The sequence below is a fragment of the Planotetraspora kaengkrachanensis genome (assembly GCF_016862895.1).
Taxonomy (GTDB): domain Bacteria; phylum Actinomycetota; class Actinomycetes; order Streptosporangiales; family Streptosporangiaceae; genus Planotetraspora; species Planotetraspora kaengkrachanensis.
This window is the reverse complement of sequence record NZ_BONV01000042.1, coordinates 47,357-69,580: the sequence shown is the minus strand read 5'-3', so window position 1 is coordinate 69,580 and position 22,224 is coordinate 47,357. Positions and strand designations below refer to the sequence as shown.

The window sequence follows — 22,224 nt, the reverse complement described above, 5'->3', positions numbered from 1 at the left end:
TCGACCCGGCACGGCTCGCCTTTCGAGGACCAGCCTGGCTTCAGCAAGACAAGACGCCGCAGGCCCCGGGCTGGGGGCCTGCGGCGTCATGAAGAGGTACGCCTCGCCGGGCTCAGTCCGCGATCCGTACGACTCCCGCGATGGGCCGGCCCGCGATGGGCGCGACGCGCACCACGTCACCCGTGTGGGGCGCGTGGATCATGAAGCCGCCGCCGAGGTACATGCCGACGTGGTGCAGGTCCGAGTAGAAGAAGATGAGGTCACCGGCGCGCATGTCCTTGGTGGAGACATGCGTGCCCGAGGTCCACTGGCTGCCGGTGTAGTGGGGCAGGCTGATCCCGACCGTGTGGTAGGCCGCCATCATCAGGCCGGAGCAGTCGAAGGAGCTCGGTCCCGCCGCTCCCCATACGTACGGCTTCATCTGCTGGGTCAGCGCCCAGCGCGCCGCCGCGGCGGCCTTGCCGTCTCCGATGACGGGGAACGACACGCGCCTCGCGGCACCGCCGCTGACGCTCGAGGCCACCGAGCTGTAGAGCTTGCTCTCGGACTTCTTGACCATCTTGGTGATCTTCTTGCGCTGCGACTCGAGGCTGGAGAGCAGCTTCTTCACCTCGGTCTCGCGCGCTGCGGCGCCTTCCTTCGCCCGCTGGGCCGCCTCCATCGCGTTGGCGACCTCGGTGACCTCCTGGCCCTGCTGCAGCTCCAGGGCGTACGTGGTGGAGGCCTGGTCGAGGTAGGTCTCGGGATCGACGCCGCCCATCAGAGCGAAGGGCGCGGATCCGAAGCCACCGTTCATGTACGAGTTCTGCGCGAGGTACGCGGCCTTCTGGCGGCGCTCGGCGAGTTCGTCCTCGCTCTTGGCGAGGGTCTTCTTGGCGACGTCTGCCGACCGCTGTGCCGCGGAGAGGCGGACGCGCTCGCCGTTGTACTGCTCGGTGAGGGTCTCGATGTCGCCGTAGAGCTTCTCGACCTCGGCGGCGAGTTGCTTGGTGGTGGGCTTGGGTTCAGCGGTGGCGGCCATCATGGGGGCACCGACCGTGATCATGGTTATTGCTACGCCAACTAAGGCGAATCTCCGGATGGAGCCGGACAGAGCTCCGCCGGCCACAGGCTGCCGGTGCTGGGCGTGTCTACCGGCTGCCCGTCCTCGACGCACGCGCAACAAGACTCCTCTCCAATGTCGTGCCGTACGGACGGGGTCGCCGTGTGGTGCGCAGATGGCCACACGGTTCCGTTCGGCACTCCTTGCCGCCTACCGGGTTAGCTGACGGGTTCGGGCCGGAGCAGCCCTACCTTTCGGATTCACCCCTTGTTGATCTAGAACATCCAGATCCGCACAGTTGGGTCCCCGGCTCCACGTCGCACGTGAGTGCTCGGAAGACTCGGCGGCCCGGTCGCCCGTGTGGGGCCACGGTGACCGGTTATTGTCGCTGGACACTAGTGCATCCGTGGTTCTAGCTCAACCAGAACTAGAGATTCCGTTGAGGTTTCACAACCAAACGATCACGGCAAGGTCACGGCTGTTCGAGGTCCACACCGCCATCTAGCTGCGGTTTAGCACTTTTGGAGCGTTTTGTCAGTGGCTCGGGGCAGGTCCAACCCTGGACATAACCTGAAAGCATGGGGACAGAGTGACCAGTGGTACCGATCGAGTGGCTCGATGCGCTTCCCCTGGCACGAATCCGGTGCCCCCTTTTGGGGCTGACCGTTAATGACGCGACGGCGCTCGGTGGTGCCGTGAAACAGGTTCGCAGGTGGCGCCGACTACGCTGACGGACCATGGAGCAGGTCGCGGAGCACACGTCTGTCGAGTCCGGGCGCCCGGGGATCGTCGTGCGCAGGGCCACGACGGCGGATGTGCGCGTCATCCGCCGCCTCGTCGACGAATACTCCGGCGTGGGCCCGCGACTCCTGGAGAAGAGCACGGTCACCCTCTACGAGGATGTGCAGGAGTTCTGGATCGGCGAACTGGAGGGAACGGTCGTCGGGTGCGGTGCCCTCCATGTTCTGTGGGAGGACCTGGCGGAGATCCGTACCGTCGCCGTGGATCCGGCGGCGCGGGGCAAGGGCGTCGGCCACCGGATCGTCGCGGCTCTCATCGAGACCGCGCGCGACCTCGGTGTGGGCAGGGTCTTCTGCCTGACCTTCGAAGTCGACTTCTTCGGCCGCCACGGTTTCGTTCCCATCCAGGGCACACCGGTCGCACCCGAGGTATATGCGGAACTGCTGGCGTCATACGACGAGGGTGTCGCCGAATTCCTGGATCTCGAGCATGTGAAGCCCAACACACTGGGCAATACCCGGATGTTGCTCCATCTGGACCGGTGATCTTCACTGCGCGACTGACGTTGCGTGAAGGTGACTGTTGATATGCCTCTCGATACGTTAGGCGATATCAGCATGCGAGCCTGACGATGTGCCGCACGCGCACTCGAAACGAGGTGACACGGTGAGCACTGGACAGCCGCCGTACCCGCAGGGAAATCCGGAAGGTTCCCCTCCGGGTAGCGGACGCGACCGCCAGGACACCGAGCAGTCCCAGCAGGGATACGACCCGGACGTCACGATCGTCGCCCCCCCGGGTCAGCCGCAGAGTTACGGATACGGCCAGCAGGGCCAGGGACAACCGCAGTACGGCCAGCAAGGTCAAGGACAACCGCAGTACGGCCAGGGCCAGGGACAGCCGCAGTACGGCCAGCAGGGCCAGGGTCAGCAGGGGTACGGCCAGCAGGCGCAGCAGGGCGGCTATCCCCAGCAGCCCGGGCACCCGTACGGCCAGCCGCCGGCGCAGTCCCCCGATCAGGGGGGCTACGGGCAGCAGCCCGCCAACCCCTACGGTCAGCAGCCGGCCCAGCCGTTCGGCCAGGGTCAGCAGGGGTACGGCCAGCAGGGCTACGGGCAGCAGGGTTACGGGCAGCAGGGCCAGCCCCAACAGGGTTACGGCCAGCCCGACTACGGCCAGACCCAGCAGTACGGCCAGGGCCAGCCCGGCTACGGTCAGCAGCCCTATGGCCAGGGCTACGGACAGCCGGGATACGGCCAGCAGCCGTACGGACAGCCCGGCTACGGCCAGCCGGCGTATGGGCAGCCGGGCTACGGGCAACCGGGCTACGGCCAGCCGTACGGCGCGCAGGGCGTGATTCCGCCGGGAGCGCCGGCGCCGCTCGCCGAGTGGTGGCAGCGACTGGTCGCGAGGATCATCGACGGCGTCATCATCGGCATCCCGTTCGCCATCATCTCGACGATCATCACCGCCATCGTGGTCACGCGAGCCGACTTCGACCCCGTCTCCGGGGAGGTGACCCTGGAAAGCGGTCTCTTCCTCGCCGGCCTGCTCACCGCTTTGCTCGGCGGCGCAGTGATGATCGCGTATGAATTCCTCATGCTGCGTCAGCGGGGGCAGACCATCGGAAAGATGGCAATGGGGATCAAGGTCGTCCCGGTCGGCGGAACGCTCGGCCCGGAAGGCCTTCAGCAGGACGTGGCGGCCAAGCGAGCCGGTGTGACCTTCGGGCCGCAACTGATCCGATGGATTCCCGTGGTGGGATGGCTCGCGTCCCTGTTCGCCTTGGTGAATGTTCTCTGGCTGCTTTGGGACAAGCCGCTTAGTCAAGCGTTGCACGACAAGGTCGCCAAGACGATCGTGGTCAAGGTCAAGTAGTGCTACATAACGGGGTCGATGGAACGGACCATCGGCCCCGTTTTCGTATGTTCGATACAAGTGGCGCGCAGTGTGAAGGTACGGCCTAAAAGCCGTAACGGGTGGGGTATCCCGTGCGATGCTTGACCGACGCATGTCCTCACGCCGTCACGAGAGGTGACCAATGACTGCGGAACCACCCCCCGGCCAGAATCCATATGAGTCCGCCCCGCCGCCGCCCCCCGGTGGATATCCACCGCCTCCCGGCTACGGCCCATATGGAGCACCCCAAGGCGCGCCCCTTCCTCCGGGCGCCCCGGCCCCGCTCGCCGAATGGTGGGAGCGATTGGTCGCGAGATTCATCGACGGGCTCATCTTCGGCGTCGTCTACTGGATTATCTTCAGGATCCTCACGTCGATCTTCCAGCCGAGCATCGCCGACCTGCTGACCAACCCCACGGCCGGCAACGTGTTTTTGCCGGGATTCCTCGCCGCGGTGATCGCTTGGGGCGCATATGCGGCCTACGACTACGTGCTGCACTCCAAGGACGGCCAGACCATCGGCAAGAAGGCCATGAAGATCCAGCTCGTCGGAGTGGGAGGAGCGAAGCCGGATTCCTCCGCCCTGATGAAGCGCTCAGGCATCTTCCCCGGTGTCCTGGTGCTCTACGGGATTCCCTTCCTCGGGACTCTCGCCGCGCTCTTCGTCATCGTGCTCGGCATCATGCTCCTCGTCGACAAGCCCCTTCAGCAGGGACTTCACGACAAGGTCGCCGGCACCCTCGTGGTGAAGGCACCGCGCTGACACAGCGGTGAAATCAACGTGACATCGCCCCGGCACGGCGCGATCTATGCCAGTGAACTCGGGACGAAAGGTGGGGCGGCCGCTTCGGCGGACCGTCCCACTTGGCATTACTGGGTATGATTTCTCCGCATCCGGTAAGGCGGCTGGAGAGACAGGGATTACCTTCAGCTCCGCAGGCGCCCCCCGGGAGGAGGAGCAGGTCCCGGCGGCGCTATCGTCGAGACGACGCCCTCCAGAGGCGAACGCCATGGTGGTCGGCGTCATCCCGGAATTCACGCGGGTGCCGCGAAAGACACCCCCGGCGCAAGCGAGTCAGAATGACAGATGTATTGTCCGCCTTGATACCTTCCGTGGTCGCCGCGGGAGCGGTCGTGTACGGCATCGTAAAGTTGGTACGTTCCGATGCCGCCGGCTTGCGCTCGACACCGGAGTCGCGGGAGAACTCAGCAAGCTCACAGGTTCCTGAGAATCCACAAACTTGAATTGTCAGCCGCGGGAAACCGGGTATATGTTTGGCTGGCGAATCAAACTATGCTCCGCGAAAGGATTGCCGGATGGCCAAGCACACACAGGTGATTCTCATCGACGATCTCGATGGCGGCGAGGCCAATGAGACGGTGGCGTTCGCGATTGACGGCACCTCTTATGAGATTGACCTGAGCGATGGCAACGCCAAGCGGCTTCGCGATGCTCTGTCACCTTTCGTCGGCGGCGCCCGGCGGGCCGAATCCGGTTCGACCCGAGGCCGTCGTCGTGGTGTGAGTGGTAGTGCACAGCGGGCGATGAGCCGGGAGAAGAGCGCGGAGATCCGCGCTTGGGCCAAGTCGCACGGCCACCCCGTGAGTGAGCGGGGCCGTATTGCCGCGTCGATCGTCGAAGCCTACGACGCAGCCCACTAACTGCGCCCTTGATCGCGCGGTTATGCCAGTCGTCGGATGTTCTGACGATCGGGATAACCGCGCGATTCTGTTTGTAGTCTGCTAAAACCTCGTTCGCTTGCGGCGTATCCGGAACATCTGGTGCCCATCAGGGGGTTGGATAGAGGGTGAACGCCTCGCTCTCGGGGAACCCTTCTGCTATGGGAGCGGTCGCTGGGTCGGGGCTACCATGCGGAACGACGGGCCGGATCTCCCTGGTCCGCCTGACCGCTCTGTGAGGAGCGACGAGATGTTCGAGAGGTTCACCGACCGTGCGCGGCGGGTTGTCGTCCTGGCTCAGGAAGAAGCCCGGATGCTCAACCACAACTACATCGGTACTGAGCACATTCTTCTTGGCTTGATCCATGAGGGTGAGGGCGTTGCCGCCAAGGCTCTGGAGAGCCTGGGCATCAGCCTTGAGGGTGTGCGCCAGCAGGTCGAGGAGATCATCGGCCAGGGCCAGTCTGCGCCGTCGGGGCACATTCCCTTCACCCCGCGCGCGAAGAAGGTCCTTGAGCTGTCGCTCCGCGAGGCCTTGCAGCTCGGCCACAACTACATCGGCACCGAGCACATCCTGCTCGGTCTCATCCGTGAGGGTGAGGGTGTGGCGGCCCAGGTGCTGGTGAAGCTGGGGGCTGATCTCAACCGAGTGCGGCAGCAGGTCATCCAGTTGCTCCATGGCTACCAGAAGGAGCCCGCGGCGGCCGGTGGGCCGCAGGAGGCCACTCCTTCGACCTCGCTTGTGCTGGACCAGTTTGGCCGCAACCTGACGCAGGCCGCCCGCGAGGGCAAGCTCGACCCGGTCATCGGCCGGGAGAAGGAGATCGAGCGGGTCATGCAGGTCCTCTCCCGGAGGACCAAGAACAACCCGGTCCTGGTGGGAGAACCCGGCGTCGGCAAGACCGCCGTCGTGGAGGGCCTGTCGCAGAAGATCGTCAAGGGCGAGGTGCCCGAGACGCTCAAGGACAAGCAGCTCTACACCCTCGACCTGGGTGCCCTGGTGGCCGGCTCCCGCTACCGCGGTGACTTCGAGGAGCGCCTCAAGAAGGTGCTGAAGGAGATCCGCACCCGCGGCGACATCATCCTGTTCATCGACGAGCTGCACACGCTGGTCGGAGCGGGCGCCGCCGAAGGCGCGATCGACGCCGCGAGCATCCTCAAGCCGATGCTGGCCCGCGGCGAGCTCCAGACCATCGGTGCGACGACGCTGGACGAGTACCGCAAGCACCTGGAGAAGGACGCTGCGCTCGAGCGGCGCTTCCAGCCGATCCAGGTCGCCGAGCCGAGCCTCAGCCACACGATCGAGATCCTCAAGGGTCTGCGCGACCGTTACGAGGCGCACCACCGGGTCTCCATCACCGACGGCGCCCTCGTGGCCGCCGCCCAGCTGGCCGACCGGTACATCAGCGACCGGTTCCTGCCGGACAAGGCGATCGACCTCATCGACGAGGCCGGGTCCCGGATGCGCATCCGCCGGATGACCGCTCCGCCCGACCTGCGCGAGTACGACGAGAAGATCGCCAACGTGCGGCGCGAGAAGGAGTCCGCGATAGACGCGCAGGACTTCGAGAAGGCCGCAGCCCTGCGTGACCAGGAGAAGCAGCTCCAGCTCAAGCGTGAGCGCCGCGAGAAGGAGTGGAAGGCCGGCGACATGGACGTCGTCGCCGAGGTCACCGAGGAGCTCATCGCCGAGGTGCTCGCGACGGCCACCGGCATCCCGGTCTTCAAGCTGACCGAGGAGGAGTCGCAGCGGCTGCTCCGCATGGAGGACGAGCTCCACAAGCGGATCATCGGCCAGGACGACGCGATCAAGGGTCTTTCCCGGTCCATCCGCCGGACGCGTGCCGGCCTGAAGGACCCGAGAAGGCCTGGCGGGTCGTTCATCTTCGCCGGCCCCTCCGGCGTCGGCAAGACCGAGCTGTCCAAGGCGCTCGCCGAGTTCCTCTTCGGGGACGAGGACGCGCTGATCATGCTCGACATGTCGGAGTTCATGGAGAAGCACACGGTCTCGCGGCTGTTCGGCTCCCCGCCCGGCTACGTCGGGTACGAGGAGGGCGGCCAGCTGACCGAGAAGGTGCGGCGCAAGCCGTTCTCGGTGGTCCTCTTCGACGAGATCGAGAAGGCCCACCCGGACATCTTCAACTCGCTGCTCCAGATCCTCGAGGACGGTCGCCTGACCGACGCTCAGGGTCGCGTGGTGGACTTCAAGAACACGGTCATCATCATGACGACCAACCTCGGCACCCGGGACATCTCCAAGGGCATCGGGGTGGGCTTCGCGAAGTCCAACGACACCGAGAGCAACTACGACCGGATGAAGTCGAAGGTCCAGGAGGAGCTCAAGCAGCACTTCCGGCCCGAGTTCCTCAACCGCGTCGACGACATCGTGGTCTTCCACCAGCTCACGCCGAAGGAGATCATCCAGATCGTGGACCTGATGCTCGCCCAGGTGGACGAGCGTCTGAAGGACCGCGACATGGCGCTGGCGCTGACCCCGGCCGCGAAGCAGCTGCTCGCCGACCGCGGATACGACCCGGTCATGGGTGCCCGTCCGCTCCGCCGGACGATCCAGCGCGAGCTGGAGGACATGCTGTCGGAGAAGATCCTGTACGGCGACCTGCGTCCGGGTCAGATCGTCAAGATCGACATCGAAGGAGAGGGCGAGGCGGCGAAGTTCACCTTCATCGGCGAGTCCAAGACTCCCGCGGTCCCGGACTCGGCGGCCTCGATCGTCGAGCCGATCCAGAACTGATCTAGACCGCACGACGGAAGGGGCGTCCCCAGTGGGGGCGCCCTTTTTCGCATGTGCCGGAGAGGTCCAACTCGCACCTTTGCGTCGGCGTCTGGCGAACGGACGCGCGGACCTCACTTCGGGTCTGGGTTTTGCGTGAGATCGGGGTATCCCGCCACCGAACGTAGTACTACACTCTGTAGAGTCCGGCCCGGTTCGATGCGGATCATGACGTTGGCGAACATGGCGAGACCGCTCTCGAGGTCATCCCGACGGAGTAGTCGTATCCGCCGAGGGATGGACGCGGGAAACCGGGCATCCGCGGGAGGCTCGGTCCAGGCCGGGAAGATCCCGGTGCCAGTAGGACCTCGGCCCCATGCGATCGGGACAGATCGTGTGGATCATGGTCGGAGAGTGCACAACGTTCTGGGAGGCATCTGATGCGCCTGTTGCACGACGACGGGACGCTCGTTCACCTGGCCTACAACGCTGGGGTACATCCGGCTGAGGACCTGGAGAACCTGATCGCCCACCTCACCCGCTACGCGGTGCCGGTGCGGCGGAAGCTGGGCGTCGACCGGCTCGGGATCGGCCTGTGGCTGGCGCCGGCCGTCGCCGACCATCTCATCGCTGACCGCATCGAGCTCGTACGGCTGCGCCGTTCGCTGGAGGAGCGCGGCCTCGAGGTGGTCAGCCTCAACGGAGCCGGCGGTCACAATCAGGACGTTCCTGGGCCGGACTGGGCCAAGCCCGAGCGGTACCGCTACACGATGGCGCTGGCGAAGATCCTCGCCTTCCTGCTGCCCGACGACGTGCGGTTCGGCAGCATCTCGACGATCCCGATCGGCTGGCGTCGCGACTGGCCCGCGGACCTCCACTCGATCGCCTCACGCCGCCTCGAACGGCTCTCGCGGGAGTTGCGCGGTCTCTACAGCGTGACCGGCAAGACCATCCGCGTCGGGTTCGAGCCCTGGCCGGGCTGCGTTCTCGAAACGACCGAGCAGGCGCTGGCGCGTGTCGGCGGCATCGACTCCGAGCACCTCGGCGTCTGCCTGGACGCCTGCCATCTGTCCTGCGGCACTGAGGAGCGGGGCGCCGCCCTCCGGGGGCTCGCTCTCGCGGGCGCTCCCGTGGTGAAGCTGGGGCACGTCCACAACCACAGCCAGGAGATTCCGAGCACGCAGCCGGTGCTGCAGGACACGCTCAACGCGATTTTGTCCGGCGCGGTCAACGGCACGGCCCATGTCGAGGTCGAGGCGCACGAGTGGACGGCTCCCAAGTCGAAGGGCCCGGCGGCCCTGGTTGCCAGGCTCGCCGCCGAGCTCGACTGGACCCGCCGCAACCTGACCGACCTCGGGCTCAAGCTCGCCGCCTGACCCGTCCCTGCATGATCACGTGCCTGGTTTCCGCACGTCGGGTGAGGGTGTCGCCGAACCCGCGCATGATCACGGTCAGAGTTTGCGCGGGTGAGGCGGGGTGTCGCCGAACCTGTGCATGATCACGGTCGGAGTTTGGGCAGGTGGGGTGGGGTGTCGCCGAACCTGTGCATGATCACGCCGGGAGGCGGTAGGTGCCGTCGTCGAGGACTTCGGCCAGGCCGTCGTCCAGCAGGCCGTCGAGGGCCCTCTCGCGCTGGGCGTGGTCGTCCCACACCACGTCGAGTGCCTCCTTCGGCACCGGGCCGTACGCCTCGCGCAGTACGGCCAGCAGCCGTCCTCTGCACTGGCGGTCGGTGCCCGCGTAGGTCTGGCCCACCCGGGCCGGCCCCGTGTGGGCCGGCCGTCCCGCCAGCCGCCAGGCGCACCGGGCGGCCACCGGGCAGTCGTCGCACCGCGGAGAGCGAGCCGTACAGACCAGGGCGCCCAGCTCCATCACGGCGACCGCCCAGCGCGGGGCGCCCACCGGAGGGATCAGCGACTCGGCCAGCTTCCGCTCGGCCGCCGTGGTGGCCTTGGGCGGATACTCCTCACCTCGTACGGTTCTCGCGAGGACCCGGCGGACGTTGGTGTCCAGGACGGCGTGGCTGCCCCCGTAGGCGAAGCTGGCGACGGCGGCCGCCGTGTAGTCGCCGATGCCGGGCAGGGCGCGCAGCTCGTCGTAGGTGGACGGCACCCGCCCTCCGTGCTCCACGGTGATGGCCTTGGCGCACGCGTGCAGGTTGAGCGCCCGGCGGGGGTAGCCGAGGCGCCCCCAATGGCGTACGGCCTCGCCTGACGGCTCCTGGGCGAGGGACTCGGGCGTCGGCCAGCGCGTCATCCAGTCGGCCCAGATCGGCAGCACACGTACGACGGGCGTCTGCTGGAGCATGATCTCGCTGACGAGGATCCCCCAGGGGGTCGCGTCAGGTCGCCGCCACGGCAGGTCGCGGTTGTGCTCGGCATACCAGTCGAGGATCGGTTCACGCAGTGAGGCGGCCACCGTCCGACCTTATCGCCGGTCATTCCGGAGCAGGACCGGACGGAAGCCACTCCCTCGGCGCCTCCGTCCGGGGCCGGCGCGGCGAGCCGTTTCCCCTGGCGGCCCATGACTCACCATACTGTGCGTATGGATCCGGACACGTTCCGTGGTGATGTCGGCGTAGAGGGCGGGGACGTCTACTGGCGCCGCCGGGTGGCGGTGCTCACCGGCATGCTCGTCGTCGTGGCAGTCGTGGCCTGGGCGTGTTCGAGCGCGTCCGGCAAGCCGGAGAGTCCGACCGGCGTCAAGGCCACGCCGGGTGCCGGCGAATCGATGGTCGTCTCGCTGCCCTCGCCGCTCGGTTCGAAGTCTCCCGGCCCATCGAGCACGGCCCTGGTGCCGGGCGGCCGGCTGCCCTCCGCGTCGGCCACGCCGTCCGCGCGCGCGGCGGCGGGTTCGCGGCGGTCGGGTGGCCCGTGTGACGCCAAGGACCTCGTGGTCGCCCTGCAGGCCGGTCAGGACTACTACAACAAAGGCGTGACGCCGAGCTTCATGCTGACGATCGTGAACACGGCCCGGGTCGCGTGCACGGTCGACGTCGGGCCGCGGATGCTGGAGATGCGCGTCACCTCGGGATCGGATCGGATCTGGTCGACGGCCGACTGCGTCAGCGGCCCGGGCGTCGACACCCAGACGTTGCAGCGAGGCGTCCCCTACGTCCGCACGATCCTGTGGGATCGCCGCCTGTCGGGGAGCGACTGCGCGAGCAGGCGGTCGTCGGCCGTGCCGGGCACGTACGTGGCGTCGGCCTTCGCGGGTCCCCTCAGGAGCCCGAAGGTCGTCTTCCATCTCCGCTGAGCCCCGGCGGGGCTTGTCGTGCCGGTCACGTGGAAGGCCGGTTAGAGGTAACGCTCCAGGATGGACGACTCGGCGAGGCGGGAGAGCCCTTCGCGGACGCTGCGGGCCCGGGTCTCGCCGACCCCGCCGACCGCCTGAAGGTCGGTCGTGCTCGCCGCCAGAAGCTTCTGCAGGCCGCCGAAGTGGCTGACGAGCCGGTCCACGATCGTGTCGGAGAGCCGGGGCACCTTTGCCAGCAGCCGGAAGCCGTGCGGGCTGACCGCGGTCTCCAAGCCGTCGGTGCCGGAGTGACCCAGCACGTGGGCCACTCTGGACAGATCGAGCAGGTCGGTTGAGGACAGGTCGTCGAGCTCCCGCATCGCCTCGGTGAAGGACCGCGGCCCGCCGTCGAGTGTGGACGGCAGGTAGTCCCGCACGATCAGTTCACGGTCGGTGTCGACGCCGGCGACCAGCTCGTCGAGTTGAAGGGTGAGCAGTCGGCCGTCGGTGCCGAGCTCGACCACGTAGCCCTCGATCTCCCTGGCGATCCTGCGCACCATCTCGAGGCGCTGTAAGACCACCGTCACGTCGCGCACGGTGACCAGGTCCTCGATCTCCAGCGCGGAGAGGGTGCCGGCCACCTCGTCGAGCCGCAGCTTGTAGCGCTCGAGCGTGGCGAGCGCCTGGTTGGCCTTGGACAGGATGGCCGCGGACTCCTCCAGGACATACCGCGTGCCGTCGAGGTAGAGCGCGATGATCCGCATCGACTTGCTGATGGCGATCACGGGCAGCGAGGTCTGCCTGGCCACGCGCTGCGCCGTCCGGTGCCGGGTGCCCGACTCCTCCGTGGGGATGGAGGGATCGGGCACGAGGTGGACGGCGGCGCGGACGATGCGCAGGCCGTCGCTGTCGAGCACGATCGCGCCGTCCATCTTCGCCAGCTCGCGCAGACGGGTGGCGGCGAACTCGACGTCGAGTTCGAATCCGCCGGTGCAGATCTCCTTGACGGTGTCGCTGTAGCCGAGGACGATCAGGCCGCCGGTGTGGCCGCGGAGGATGCGCTCCAGCCCGTCACGCAGGGCGGTGCCCGGAGCGACCGCGGCGAGCACGGTTCTCCTCCGGTCGTCCAGTCCCTTGTCGTGTTGCACGTGACCCCCGTGCTCGGCGGCTCCCTGGCCCCTGTGACGCCCCTGCGGGCTCATGACACCGCCCAGTTTACCGGCGTAACGGCTTCTTCACCGGACGTGTGCGAGTGCATCCCAAACGTTCTCGACTTCGGTGACGTCGAAGCCGGGTGCGAAATTCGACGTGCGGGACGCCGGGGCGCGCACCGCGACCAGGCCGCCGCGGGACTTCGGCGCCTCCAGCCGGGGGGCGTCGTTCTCGAGCGAACCGGCGGGGACCAGGGCCTGGGTGAACCCCAGCCGGGACGCCTCGGCCAGCCGCCGCCGCACGTCCCTGACCGCGCGCAGCTCGCCGGCCAGGCCGACCTCGCCGAGCACGACCAGGCCGGGGGGCAGGGCCTTGTCCCCGGCCGCGCTGACCACGGACAACATCAGTGCCAGGTCGACGGCGGGGTCGGTCAGCCGGATCCCGCCGACCGTGGCGGTGAAGACGTCGCACTTGCCGATCTTGGCGTTGAGCCGTCGTTCCATGACGGCGAGCACCATCGCGACCCGGTAGGCGTCGAGCCCGGAGGAGGTGCGCCGGGGCTGCGGCGCCTCCGTCGGCCCGACCAGGGCCTGCAACTCGGCGGGGATCGGCCGGGTGCCCTCGATGGTGACCGTGACGCAGGTGCCGGGCACCGGCTCGGAGTGCCGCGAGACGAACAGCCCGCTCGGGTCGGAGATCCCGGTGATCCCGCGCTCGTGCAGGTCGAAGCAGCCGACCTCCTCGATCGGGCCGAACCGGTTCTTGGCCGCGCGGACCATGCGCAGCCGCGAGTTGCGGTCGCCCTCGAACTGCAGGACCACGTCGACCAGGTGCTCCAGCACGCGGGGGCCCGCGATCGTGCCGTCCTTGGTCACATGGCCGACGAGCACGGTCGACATGCCGCGCTCCTTGGCCAGCCGGACGAGGTTCCCGGCGACCTCGCGGACCTGGGTGACCCCGCCGGGCACGCCTGTGGCGTCGGCCGAGCCGATCGTCTGGACCGAGTCGACGATCAGCAGCCGGGGCTGGACCTTCTCGACATGGGCCACCAGGGCGGCCAGGTCGGTCTCCGCCGCGAGGTAGAGCCCTTCCTCGATCGCGCCGATCCGGTCGGCCCGCATCCGCACCTGGGAGGCCGACTCCTCACCCGTCACGTAGAGCACGGTCTCGTGCCGTGCCGTACGGGCGGCGGCCTCGAGCAGCAGGGTCGACTTGCCGATGCCGGGCTCGCCGGCCAGCAGGACGACCGCGCCCGGCACCAGCCCGCCGCCGAGGACGCGGTCGAGCTCGGCGACCCCCGTCGGCCTCGCGTGCGCCGTCTCGGCCTTGACCTGGCCGATGGGGACCGCGGGGGCCGTCACCGCTCCCGGCTTGACCACGTGGACGCCCTGGCGGGCGCCGGCCTCCTCGACCGTGCCCCACGCCTGGCACTCTCCGCACCGGCCGACCCACTTGGCGGTGGTCCACCCGCACTCGCCGCACCGGTACGCCGGCCTCGCTGCCTTGCTCACGTGCCGGAGGCTACCGGTCGCCGCCGACAACCGCGTCAGATGTGGCGTTCGAGGTCGGCGAGGAGCAGGCGCTTGGGCTTGGCTCCCCTGATCTGCTGCACCACCTCGCCGTCGCGGTAGAGATTGAGCGTGGGCAGGCCGAGGATGCCGTACCTCGCGGCGATCTCGGGATTCTCGTCGAAATTGATCGAGGCGACGGTCACCCGGTCGCCGTACTCCTCGGCGATCTCCTGCAGCACCGGCGCGACCATCTTGCAGGAGGGGCACCACTCGGCCCAGAAGTCCACGAGCACGGGCTTGCCGCTCCGCAGCACCTGCTCCTCGAAGTTCTCCGCCGTCAGCGTGATCATGATTCTCCTCGTGTGATCAGGCAGCCCGGGCACGCCTGGGCGAGCTGGGCGGCCACCTCGGATCTGCGGGCCAGCAGAGAGCGGATGTCGGCGTCGATGTCGGCCAGCTTGCGCCGGTAGACGGCGACGGACTCCGGGCAGGAGCCCCCCGACTCGTGCCCCGCCTTCAGGCACTCGACGAAGGGGCGGGCGTCCTCAAGGGTGAAGCCCACGGCGATCAGCGAACGGATCTCCGCGACGAGCCGCACGTCGGCCTCGTCGTACTCGCGGTAGCCGTTCGTGGACCGCCGGGCCCTGATCAGCCCGTTCTGCTCGTAGTAGCGCAGCGCCCGGGGGCTCACCCCTGACCGCTGTGCCAGTTCTCCGATCCGCATCGGCCCTCCTCGGCACGACCGTAAGCGTTGACGCCGGTGTCAAGGTCAAGCGCCGGGAGACGGCGGATATGCCTCAGAAACGCCGCCACCTGAGGACGTTGGGGTAGAAGAGCTCCAGCCCGGGGGTCTCCTGGGCGGCCCTGGCCGCCACCGGGGGCGTGAACTCGATGGCCAGAACAGCCTCGAGATCGGCCCGGGAGGTGAAGGCCATCGTCAGATCGAGTTCCCTGCGCTGCCACCCCTGGCGGGACCAGAACTCCTCGACGGTCTCGGGGGAGTAGGAGGGGACCGTCTGCCGGAACCACCGGCCGAAGTCGCCGCGAGAGCCGTCCAGGTCGACCACGAAGGCGGCGCCGCCCCTGCGCATGACCCGGGTCAGCTCGCGCAGGCCGGGCTCGCAGCCTGGGCCGAAGAAATAGGCCCATCGGGCGATCGACACGTCGACAGACGCGGGCGGCAGGGGCAGCTCCTGGGCGGTGGCCGTGCGGACGGCGACGTTCGGCAGGGACGCGCATCGGGCGGCGGCCCGCGCCGCGAGGCCCTCGTGCGGCTCGATTCCCACGACACGCTCGGCCGCGGCGGCGTACGAGGGGAGGTGGAAGCCCGTTCCGCAGCCGATGTCGAGGACGGTGGCGCCGTCCCAGGGCCGGATCTCCCGGATCGCGGCGTCGACGAGCCCGCCGGGGTCCACGGCCCGGTTCTCCACCTCGTAGATCTGCGGTGAATTCCAGATGTTCGGGCTGGGTACGGCCCCGTTCACGATCCGCGCCATGGGTTCACGATAGTTCGTGATCTTGCATGCCATCATTGTGGCGAAGCGGCAGACGGTGCCGGTCCGGCTTAGGCTGGATCCGTGAACGGGCGCCGGCAGGGTTCAGACGACGAACTGCCACAGCGACGTGCCCGTCGAGCCGCCAGGGGAGGCGGGCGTAGATGAGTGTGATCCGCGTGCCCAGCGCGAAGGTGGCGCTGTCGACGGCCTCGGTGTACCCGGAGCGTACGCCGGACGCCTTCGAGCTTGCCGCGCGCCTCGGGTACGACGGCGTCGAGATCATGGTCGGTCAGGACCCGGTCAGCCAGGACGTCGAGGTCCTTCAGCGGCTGAGCGACCACTACTCCATGCCCGTCCTCGCGGTGCACGCTCCCTGTCTGCTGGTCACCCAGCGCGTGTGGGGCCGCGACCCGTGGGTCAAGCTGCAGCGGGCTCGGGACGCGGCCGAGCGGCTCGGCGCCCAGACCGTCGTGGTCCATCCCCCGTTCCGGTGGCAGCGCGACTACGCCAGGGACTTCGAGGTCGGGCTCGCCCGGATGCGCGAGGAGACCGACGTCGTGTTCGCGGTGGAGAACATGTTCCCCCTGCGGGCACGGGGCAACGAGGTCGTGCCGTACGCGCCGGACTGGAACCCGGTCGACTACGACTTCCCGCATGTGACGCTCGACCTGTCCCACACCGCGGTGTCCGGCTCCGACGCGATGGAGATGGCGGGCAAGCTCGGCGACAGGCTCGCCCACCTGCATCTCGCCGACGGGGTCGGCACCACGAACAAGGATGAGCACCTGGTGCCCGGCCGGGGCGTTCAGCCCTGCGCGCAACTCCTCGAACGCCTCGCGGGAAACGGATACGGCGGGTTGATCGTGCTGGAGATCAACACCCGCAAGGCCACCAGCCGCACCGAGCGGATCGAGGACCTGAGCGAGGCGCTCGCCTTCGCCAGACTGAACTTCGCCGCGTCGACGACGGCCACATGACCAGGGCGCGTGAAGACAGCCACCAGGTGTTCGACCGGGTGGCCGAGGCCTACGACGCGGCGCGGCCCGAATATCCGGAAGCGCTCTATCTCGCGCTGGAGGAGCTTTCCGGCATCCGGCTCCAGGGCGCACGGGTCGTGGACGTCGGCGCGGGCACGGGGATCTCCACCCGCGGCCTGCTGGATCGAGGAGCGCGGGTCGTCGCGCTCGACCGCGGGAACCGCATGCTCGCGCGTCTTCGCGCCCGCACGGCCTGCGAGACGCTGCTCGCGGACGGGAACACGCTGCCCTTCCGCGACGGCGTGAGCGATCTCGTCACCTACGCGCAGGCCTGGCACTGGCTGGACCCGGTCCTGTCGATCGCGGAGGCCGTACGCGTGGTCACGCCCGAGGGAGCGGTGGCCGGCTGGTGGAACTCCGTGGACGCGGGCAAGGCCGACTGGCTGGCGGCCTGCCAGGTGCGGCTGGCGGATTCGTGTGAGGGGTACACCGGTCCCGCGCTGCCCGGATGGAGCATGCCTCCCATCGCGGAGGCGATGGCGGACGCGGGCCTGCGGGTCGAGGAGACGTGGATCCACTGGACCCGCGGGGTGCTCCTGGACGATTTCCTGACCGACCTGCGCTCCCACTCCTATGTCGCCACGCTCGACCAGGAGGCGATGGAAAACCTCATGATCCGCGAGCGCGCCGAGCTCACCAAGGTCTTCGGCGACGGCAGGATGACCGTCCCGATGCGGGTCTACCTGGCGGTGGGCCGCAAGGCGGGCGATCGGCCGTGACGAGGGGCCCGGCAGGCGGGCGCGCGGCCGTACCGGAGGACCGCGCACCGGAGAAGAGGCGCCGGCCCGGACGCCGGCCCGGAGCCGCGGACACCCGCGGGGAGATCCTCACCGCGGCCCGCAAGGTCTTCGCGGAGAAGGGCTTCGACAAGGCCACGATCCGCGGCATCGCCCGGGAGGCGAGCGTCGATCCCGCGCTGGTGCACCACTACTTCGACACCAAGGACGGCATCTTCGTCGAGGCCATGCAGTTCCCGGTCGACCCGGCGACGGTGATCCCCACGATCCTCGCCGGGCCGCGCGAGGAGGTCGGCGAGCGGCTGGTGCGGTTCATCCTCACGCTGACCGCCGACTCCCAGGCGCGCGAGCCCGTCGTGGCGCTCCTGCGTACGGCGATGGCGAACGAGCAGGCCGTGACCATGCTCCGCGAGTTCCTCACCCAGGCGGTGCTGGGACGGGTGGCGGAGGGGCTCGGCATCCCGCCGATCCGGCTGCAGGTGGCCTTCTCCCAGATGTTCGGCGTGATCATGATGAGGTACATCCTCAAGCTCGAGCCGCTCGCGTCGGCGGACCTCGAGGAGCTCGTGGAGATCCTTTCGCCCACCATCCAGCGGTATCTCGCCGGCTGAGGGCTCGCGCGAACCTGCTCCAGAGCCTTGTTCTAGTATCGGAGCGTACTGGTAGTCACACGGTCAAAGGGCATAAGTTACCGACGGGTACCATTTGTGGTGGTCCGCGTGGACTTGCCTGACCACTGTGGACGGGCGGCGGTCATACGCTTGGCAGCCAACGCTGGATATGGGAGGGCACGTGCTCTGGGTAGCGATCATCGGGCTGGTCATGACCGCGGCCGCGGTCGCCGTGGCCGGTCGTCGCGTGCTGTTCCTGTACAGGCTCGCCACCAGCGGCCAGCCCGCCCCCGAGCGCATCGCGTACGCCAGGGAGAACGTGGGCGCGGAGATCAAGGCTCAGCTCGTCGAGGTCTTCGGGCAGCGGAAACTGCTCAAGTGGACGCCCTCGGGCACCGCTCACTTCTTCGTCATGTGGGCGTTCTTCATCCTCGCCACCGTCTATCTCGAGGCGTACGGCGCGCTGATCCAGGGTGCGGTGACGGGCACGCCCGACTTCCACATCCCCCTCATCGGCACGTGGCCGATCCTGGGCTTCCTGCAGGACTTCATCGCGGTCGCCGCGCTGATCGGCCTGATCGTGTTCGCCGCCATCCGCGTCGCCAGGTCGCCGAAGAAGCTCGGCCGGGGCTCCCGGTTCTCCGGCTCGCATCTCGGCGGCGCCTGGCTCGTCCTCTTCATGATCTTCAATGTGATCTGGACGATGTTCCTGTTCCGCGGGGCATCGGTCAACACGGGCAACTTCCCGTACGAGTCGGGCGCGTTCGCCTCTGACCTGGTCGCGAAGATCCTGCCGACGAGCGAGGCGCTGGAGAGCGTCGGGCTGCTGCTCCACCTCGGCGTGATGCTGGTGTTCCTCGTGATCGTGGTGAACTCCAAGCACCTGCACATCTTCACCGCTCCGATGAACGTGTTGTTCTCGCGTCGCCCCGACGGGCTCGGCGCCGCGCAGGAGATGCGCAGCAACGGCAAGGTCCTCGACTTCGAGGAGGCCGACCCCGACGTCGACGTGTTCGGGCGCGGCAAGATCGAGGACACGACCTGGAAGGGCTTCCTCGACTTCTACACGTGCACGGAATGCGGCCGCTGCCAGTCGCAGTGCCCGGCGTGGAACACCGACAAGCCCCTGTCGCCCAAGATGCTGATCCTCGACCAGCGCGACCACGCCTTCAAGGTCGCGCCGTATCTCCTGATGAGCGAGGAGCAGCGCGCCCACCAGGGCGAAGACGTCCTGGCCCTGCTCGAGAAGCCGCTGGTGGGCGAGGACGGCGTCATCCACCCCGACGTGCTCTGGTCGTGCACCAACTGCGGCGCCTGCGTCGAGCAGTGCCCTGTCGACATCGAGCACATCGACCACATCCTCGACATGCGCCGCTACCAGGTGATGATCGAGTCCTCGTTCCCGTCCGAGGCCGGCGTGATGCTGAAGAACCTCGAGAACAAGGGCAACCCCTGGGGCATGTCCGAGATGAAGCGGGCGGAGTGGATCGAGGAACTCGACTTCGAGGTCCCGCTCATCGACGAGAAGATGCCCGAGGACGTCGAGTACCTCTTCTGGGTGGGCTGCGCCGGCGCTCTCGAGGACCGGGCGAAGAAGACCACCAAGGCCGTGGCGGAGCTGCTCCACATCGCCGGGGTGAAGTTCGGCGTGCTCGGCCCGATGGAGGCGTGCACCGGCGACCCGGCCCGCCGCCTGGGCATGGAGTTCCTGTTCAACATGCTCGCCCAGCAGAACATCGAGACGCTGAACGACGCCGGGGTCAAGAAGATCGTGGCCACGTGCCCCCACTGCTTCAACACGTTGGCCAACGAGTATCCGCAGCTCGGCGGGCACTACGAGGTCGTGCACCACACGCAGTTGCTGTCGCACCTGGTCGAGGAGGGCAGGCTCACCCCGATCACCCCGATCGAGGAGAAGATCACCTACCACGACCCGTGCTTCCTCGGCCGTCACAACAAGGTGTACAGCCAGCCGCGCGACATCATGGCGAAGGTGCCCGGCGTGCAGACGCAGGAGATGCACCGGTGCAAGGACCGCGGATTCTGCTGCGGCGCCGGCGGCGCGCGCATGTGGATGGAGGAGCGGATCGGCAAGCGCATCAACACCGAGCGCGTGGAGGAGGCGCTGACCACCGATCCCGACACCGTCTCCACGGCCTGCCCGTTCTGCCTCGTCATGCTCGGCGACGCGATCAATGAGAAGAAGAACTCGGGTCAGGCCAAGGAGTCCGTCGAAGTGGTCGACGTGGCCCAGTTGCTGATCAAATCCGTAAAAGGCGTATAGCCGTGACTTTTCATGATCAGAAAACTATTTGTGGAATCTCTCGGTAAAGAAGGAAGAAGCACTACTTCGCCGGGAAGGGCATGAAACCCTTTCTCCACATAACGGGAAAATCACGGTAACCTCAACGTTGGCTCGATCGACGGGGAGGGGGCTGCAGGGTGGGCGTGGTCGTCACCGGCGCTGAGGTCACACTGGCCGACGTCCTCTCTCTTCGCATGGCGATCGACGAGCCGCTCGCCGAGGGCACCCGGCTCGTGCTGCGCCATCGCGGCACCGGCGAGGAACGGGAGGTGCCGCTCGGCACGCCGGGCGGCGCGCCCGGCGACGCCAGCGTCGCCGTCTCGCTCGCCCCCCTGTCGCTCACCACGGGCCGCTGGGACGCCTACCTCCAGGCGGACGCGAAGCGCGCCCGGATCCAGAGCGTCGACCCCGGTTTCTCGCTCGACCGTCTCGACGCGTACGCGCTGGACCGCAGGACGATGGCCTACCGGGCGTACCGGACCAGGAACGGCTTCCTCGCCATCAAGATCGAGGAGGCGGAGCCGGTCGCCGACGTCCGCGCGGTCTGGTTCCGCGAGGGCAGGTTCGAGGTCACCGGCCTGCTCGCCTACACCGGGCTCGACGACGACGACCGGCAACGCACGGCCAGGCTCGCGCTGCGGCACGACGACCCGGCCGCGACCGTGACGGTCGCCGCGACCGTGCAGGGAGTCCGCTTCCACGCGGCGCTTTCGCTGTGCGACGTGCTGGACGCCATCCCCGAGTCGGAGGGCGTCTGGGAGCCCTCGCTCGAAGTGGACGGCGTCGACGGAGCACTTCCCCTCGGCGCGAGACTCGACGACATCGAGGGGAAGCGGCGCCGCGTCCACTACCCGCGGGCGCTCGTGGACGGCGTGCCGATCGTGCCGAGCTTCACCTCCGACGACGAGTTACGGCTCGAGGTGGGCGCGTGAGGATCACCTTCGTGGCTCCCTCCGCGTACAGCATGCGCGGTGACGTCAGGGCCGTGCTCAACCTCGCGGCCGAACTGGCCCGCAGCCACGAGGTCGAGGTCGTGAGCGTCAAGCGGACCAGGGAGAAGCCGTTCTTCCCCGTCAGCCCGCGCGTCGCCATGCGCTGGCTCGTGGACGCGCGGCCTGGCGTGCCCCACCTGCTGCCGCGCGGCCAGATGCGGACCGAGGTCGCGCTGTGGCGCCTGCTCCGCAACCTGCGGACCGACGTCCTGATCACGGCGCGGCCGGGGCTGAGCGTGCAGTCGGCAAGGTACGCGCCACGAGAGATCATCCGCATCGCCCGGGAATGGAACAGGCCCGCGGTGGCGGAACCGATCCGGCGGTTCTATCCCCGCCTCGACGCGGTCGTGGCGAGCAGCGCGAGCGGGCGGGACGAATGGGTCCGGCTGCTCGACGACGAACTCTCCGTCCACGCGATCCCCGATCCGCTGCCGGCGGGGCCGTGGCCGCGCTCGCGCATGGACAACCGGATCGTCTGCGCCGGCGGCCGTCTCGTGCAGCAGAAGGCCTACGACAGGCTCGTCCGCGCGTTCGCGATCGTCGCGGACAAGCGGCCGGACTGGAGATTGCGCCTGTACGGCAGCGGGCCGGAGGACAAGCGCCTGCGCGCGCTCGTCGCCGACCTCGACCTGCACAACCACGTCTATTTCATGGGCGCGACGTCGGACCTGGCCGGGGAGTTCGCCAAGGCGTCGATCGTCGCCGTGCCGTCCCGGCAGGAGCCCCTGGGCATGACCGTGGTGGAGGCGCTGAGCTGCGGGGTGCCCATCGTCGCCTTCGACTCGGCGCGCGGCCCCGTGCAGTTCCTGCGGCCGGGCAAGGACAGCGTCCTGGTCGCGGAGGGCGAGGGGGAGATCGAGTCGTACGCGGCGGCGCTGCTGGCGCTCGTGGACGACGAGTCCCGCCGCGGCGCGCTCGCGGCGGGAGCGCTCGAATCCGCGTCCGCGCGGTCGGCCGACGTGATCGCCGGTCACTGGCAGGAGCTCATGTACGGCCTGCGCTCCCGGGCCTAGCCGCTCGGCAAGGCGTCTCGATACCCGTAGCGGGTACCGTTGG

General features: G+C 68.3%; 21 protein-coding genes and 1 riboswitch. Of the genes, 13 read left to right on the top strand and 8 right to left on the bottom strand.

Annotated elements, in window-relative coordinates:
- Positions 1 to 112: 112 nt before the first annotated feature.
- On the bottom strand, positions 113 to 1,045 hold the full coding sequence (locus tag Pka01_RS33460) for a C40 family peptidase (protein ID WP_239115764.1): 933 nt from the start codon (positions 1,043 to 1,045) through the stop codon (positions 113 to 115).
- A gap of 189 nt (positions 1,046 to 1,234) precedes the next feature.
- A riboswitch (cyclic di-AMP (ydaO/yuaA leader) is annotated at positions 1,235 to 1,398 on the bottom strand.
- A 381-nt stretch (positions 1,399 to 1,779) separates the two neighbouring features.
- Between Pka01_RS33460 and Pka01_RS33455 the strand changes: the two genes are divergently transcribed.
- Entirely contained in the window at positions 1,780 to 2,328 is a 549-nt protein-coding gene (locus Pka01_RS33455) for an amino-acid N-acetyltransferase (RefSeq protein WP_203886962.1), read from the top strand.
- Positions 2,329 to 2,395: 67 nt separating this feature from the next.
- Here the strand turns inward: Pka01_RS33455 and Pka01_RS33450 are convergent, their stop codons facing one another.
- Positions 2,396 to 3,103 (bottom strand): hypothetical protein, encoded by a 708-nt coding sequence (locus Pka01_RS33450; RefSeq protein WP_203886961.1) that lies wholly within the window; start codon positions 3,101 to 3,103, stop codon positions 2,396 to 2,398.
- Between the two features lie 33 nt (positions 3,104 to 3,136).
- On the opposite strand from Pka01_RS33450, the gene Pka01_RS33445 reads away from it, so the two are divergent.
- From Pka01_RS33445 to Pka01_RS33425, 5 genes are all read left to right on the top strand, one after another.
- Positions 3,137 to 3,661: an RDD family protein gene (locus Pka01_RS33445; RefSeq protein WP_203886960.1), complete on the top strand. Its 525-nt coding sequence runs from the start codon at positions 3,137 to 3,139 to the stop codon at positions 3,659 to 3,661.
- Positions 3,662 to 3,824: 163 nt separating this feature from the next.
- Entirely contained in the window at positions 3,825 to 4,445 is a 621-nt protein-coding gene (locus Pka01_RS33440; RefSeq protein WP_275414522.1) for an RDD family protein, read from the top strand.
- Positions 4,446 to 4,999: 554 nt separating this feature from the next.
- Positions 5,000 to 5,344: a histone-like nucleoid-structuring protein Lsr2 gene (locus tag Pka01_RS33435; RefSeq protein WP_203886958.1), complete on the top strand. Its 345-nt coding sequence runs from the start codon at positions 5,000 to 5,002 to the stop codon at positions 5,342 to 5,344.
- A gap of 268 nt (positions 5,345 to 5,612) precedes the next feature.
- Entirely contained in the window at positions 5,613 to 8,114 is a 2,502-nt protein-coding gene (locus Pka01_RS33430; protein ID WP_203886957.1) for an ATP-dependent Clp protease ATP-binding subunit, read from the top strand.
- A 419-nt stretch (positions 8,115 to 8,533) separates the two neighbouring features.
- A complete protein-coding gene (locus tag Pka01_RS33425; protein ID WP_203886956.1) occupies positions 8,534 to 9,469 on the top strand; it encodes a TIM barrel protein in 936 nt (311 codons plus the stop codon).
- 175 nt (positions 9,470 to 9,644) lie between these two features.
- Here Pka01_RS33425 and Pka01_RS33420 read toward each other — a convergent pair whose 3' ends face one another.
- Positions 9,645 to 10,511 carry an iron-sulfur binding domain-containing protein gene (locus Pka01_RS33420; protein ID WP_275414521.1) on the bottom strand — a complete coding sequence of 289 codons (867 nt, stop codon included), beginning with the start codon at positions 10,509 to 10,511 and terminating at the stop codon, positions 9,645 to 9,647.
- A gap of 126 nt (positions 10,512 to 10,637) precedes the next feature.
- On the opposite strand from Pka01_RS33420, the gene Pka01_RS33415 reads away from it, so the two are divergent.
- Complete coding sequence (locus Pka01_RS33415; RefSeq protein WP_203886955.1) at positions 10,638 to 11,348, top strand: hypothetical protein; 711 nt, start codon at positions 10,638 to 10,640, stop codon at positions 11,346 to 11,348.
- 41 nt (positions 11,349 to 11,389) lie between these two features.
- On the opposite strand, the gene disA is transcribed toward Pka01_RS33415, so the two are convergent.
- From disA to Pka01_RS33390, 5 genes are all read right to left on the bottom strand, one after another.
- Complete coding sequence (gene disA / locus Pka01_RS33410; protein ID WP_203886954.1) at positions 11,390 to 12,529, bottom strand: DNA integrity scanning diadenylate cyclase DisA; 1,140 nt, start codon at positions 12,527 to 12,529, stop codon at positions 11,390 to 11,392.
- Positions 12,530 to 12,562: 33 nt separating this feature from the next.
- The gene (gene radA, locus Pka01_RS33405) at positions 12,563 to 13,990 is read right to left on the bottom strand and encodes a DNA repair protein RadA (protein WP_203886953.1); all 1,428 of its coding nucleotides are present in this window, start codon (positions 13,988 to 13,990) and stop codon (positions 12,563 to 12,565) included.
- A 35-nt stretch (positions 13,991 to 14,025) separates the two neighbouring features.
- Positions 14,026 to 14,340, bottom strand: a complete 315-nt coding sequence (trxA, locus tag Pka01_RS33400) for a thioredoxin (RefSeq protein ID WP_203886952.1) — start codon at positions 14,338 to 14,340, stop codon at positions 14,026 to 14,028.
- Complete coding sequence (locus Pka01_RS33395) at positions 14,337 to 14,714, bottom strand: MerR family transcriptional regulator (RefSeq protein ID WP_203886951.1); 378 nt, start codon at positions 14,712 to 14,714, stop codon at positions 14,337 to 14,339. Before Pka01_RS33395 ends, trxA begins: the two co-directional genes overlap by 4 nt.
- Positions 14,715 to 14,787: 73 nt before the next feature.
- Positions 14,788 to 15,486, bottom strand: a complete 699-nt coding sequence (locus Pka01_RS33390) for a class I SAM-dependent methyltransferase (protein WP_203886950.1) — start codon at positions 15,484 to 15,486, stop codon at positions 14,788 to 14,790.
- Positions 15,487 to 15,647: 161 nt separating this feature from the next.
- Here Pka01_RS33390 and Pka01_RS33385 point away from each other — a divergent pair, with 161 nt between their 5' ends.
- The 6 genes from Pka01_RS33385 (at position 15,648) to Pka01_RS33360 (ending at position 22,181) form a co-directional block, all read left to right on the top strand.
- Positions 15,648 to 16,463 (top strand): sugar phosphate isomerase/epimerase family protein, encoded by an 816-nt coding sequence (locus Pka01_RS33385; protein WP_203886949.1) that lies wholly within the window; start codon positions 15,648 to 15,650, stop codon positions 16,461 to 16,463.
- Complete coding sequence (locus tag Pka01_RS33380) at positions 16,460 to 17,242, top strand: class I SAM-dependent methyltransferase (RefSeq protein WP_203886948.1); 783 nt, start codon at positions 16,460 to 16,462, stop codon at positions 17,240 to 17,242. The genes Pka01_RS33385 and Pka01_RS33380 overlap by 4 nt, the downstream gene beginning before the upstream one ends.
- Positions 17,239 to 17,871 carry a TetR/AcrR family transcriptional regulator gene (locus tag Pka01_RS33375; RefSeq protein ID WP_203886947.1) on the top strand — a complete coding sequence of 211 codons (633 nt, stop codon included), beginning with the start codon at positions 17,239 to 17,241 and terminating at the stop codon, positions 17,869 to 17,871. Before Pka01_RS33380 ends, Pka01_RS33375 begins: the two co-directional genes overlap by 4 nt.
- 181 nt (positions 17,872 to 18,052) lie before the next feature.
- A complete protein-coding gene (locus tag Pka01_RS33370) occupies positions 18,053 to 20,155 on the top strand; it encodes a (Fe-S)-binding protein (protein WP_239115762.1) in 2,103 nt (700 codons plus the stop codon).
- Positions 20,156 to 20,313: 158 nt separating this feature from the next.
- Positions 20,314 to 21,108, top strand: a complete 795-nt coding sequence (locus Pka01_RS33365) for a hypothetical protein (protein WP_203886946.1) — start codon at positions 20,314 to 20,316, stop codon at positions 21,106 to 21,108.
- Positions 21,105 to 22,181 (top strand): glycosyltransferase, encoded by a 1,077-nt coding sequence (locus tag Pka01_RS33360; RefSeq protein WP_203886945.1) that lies wholly within the window; start codon positions 21,105 to 21,107, stop codon positions 22,179 to 22,181. Before Pka01_RS33365 ends, Pka01_RS33360 begins: the two co-directional genes overlap by 4 nt.
- Positions 22,182 to 22,224: the final 43 nt, after the last annotated feature.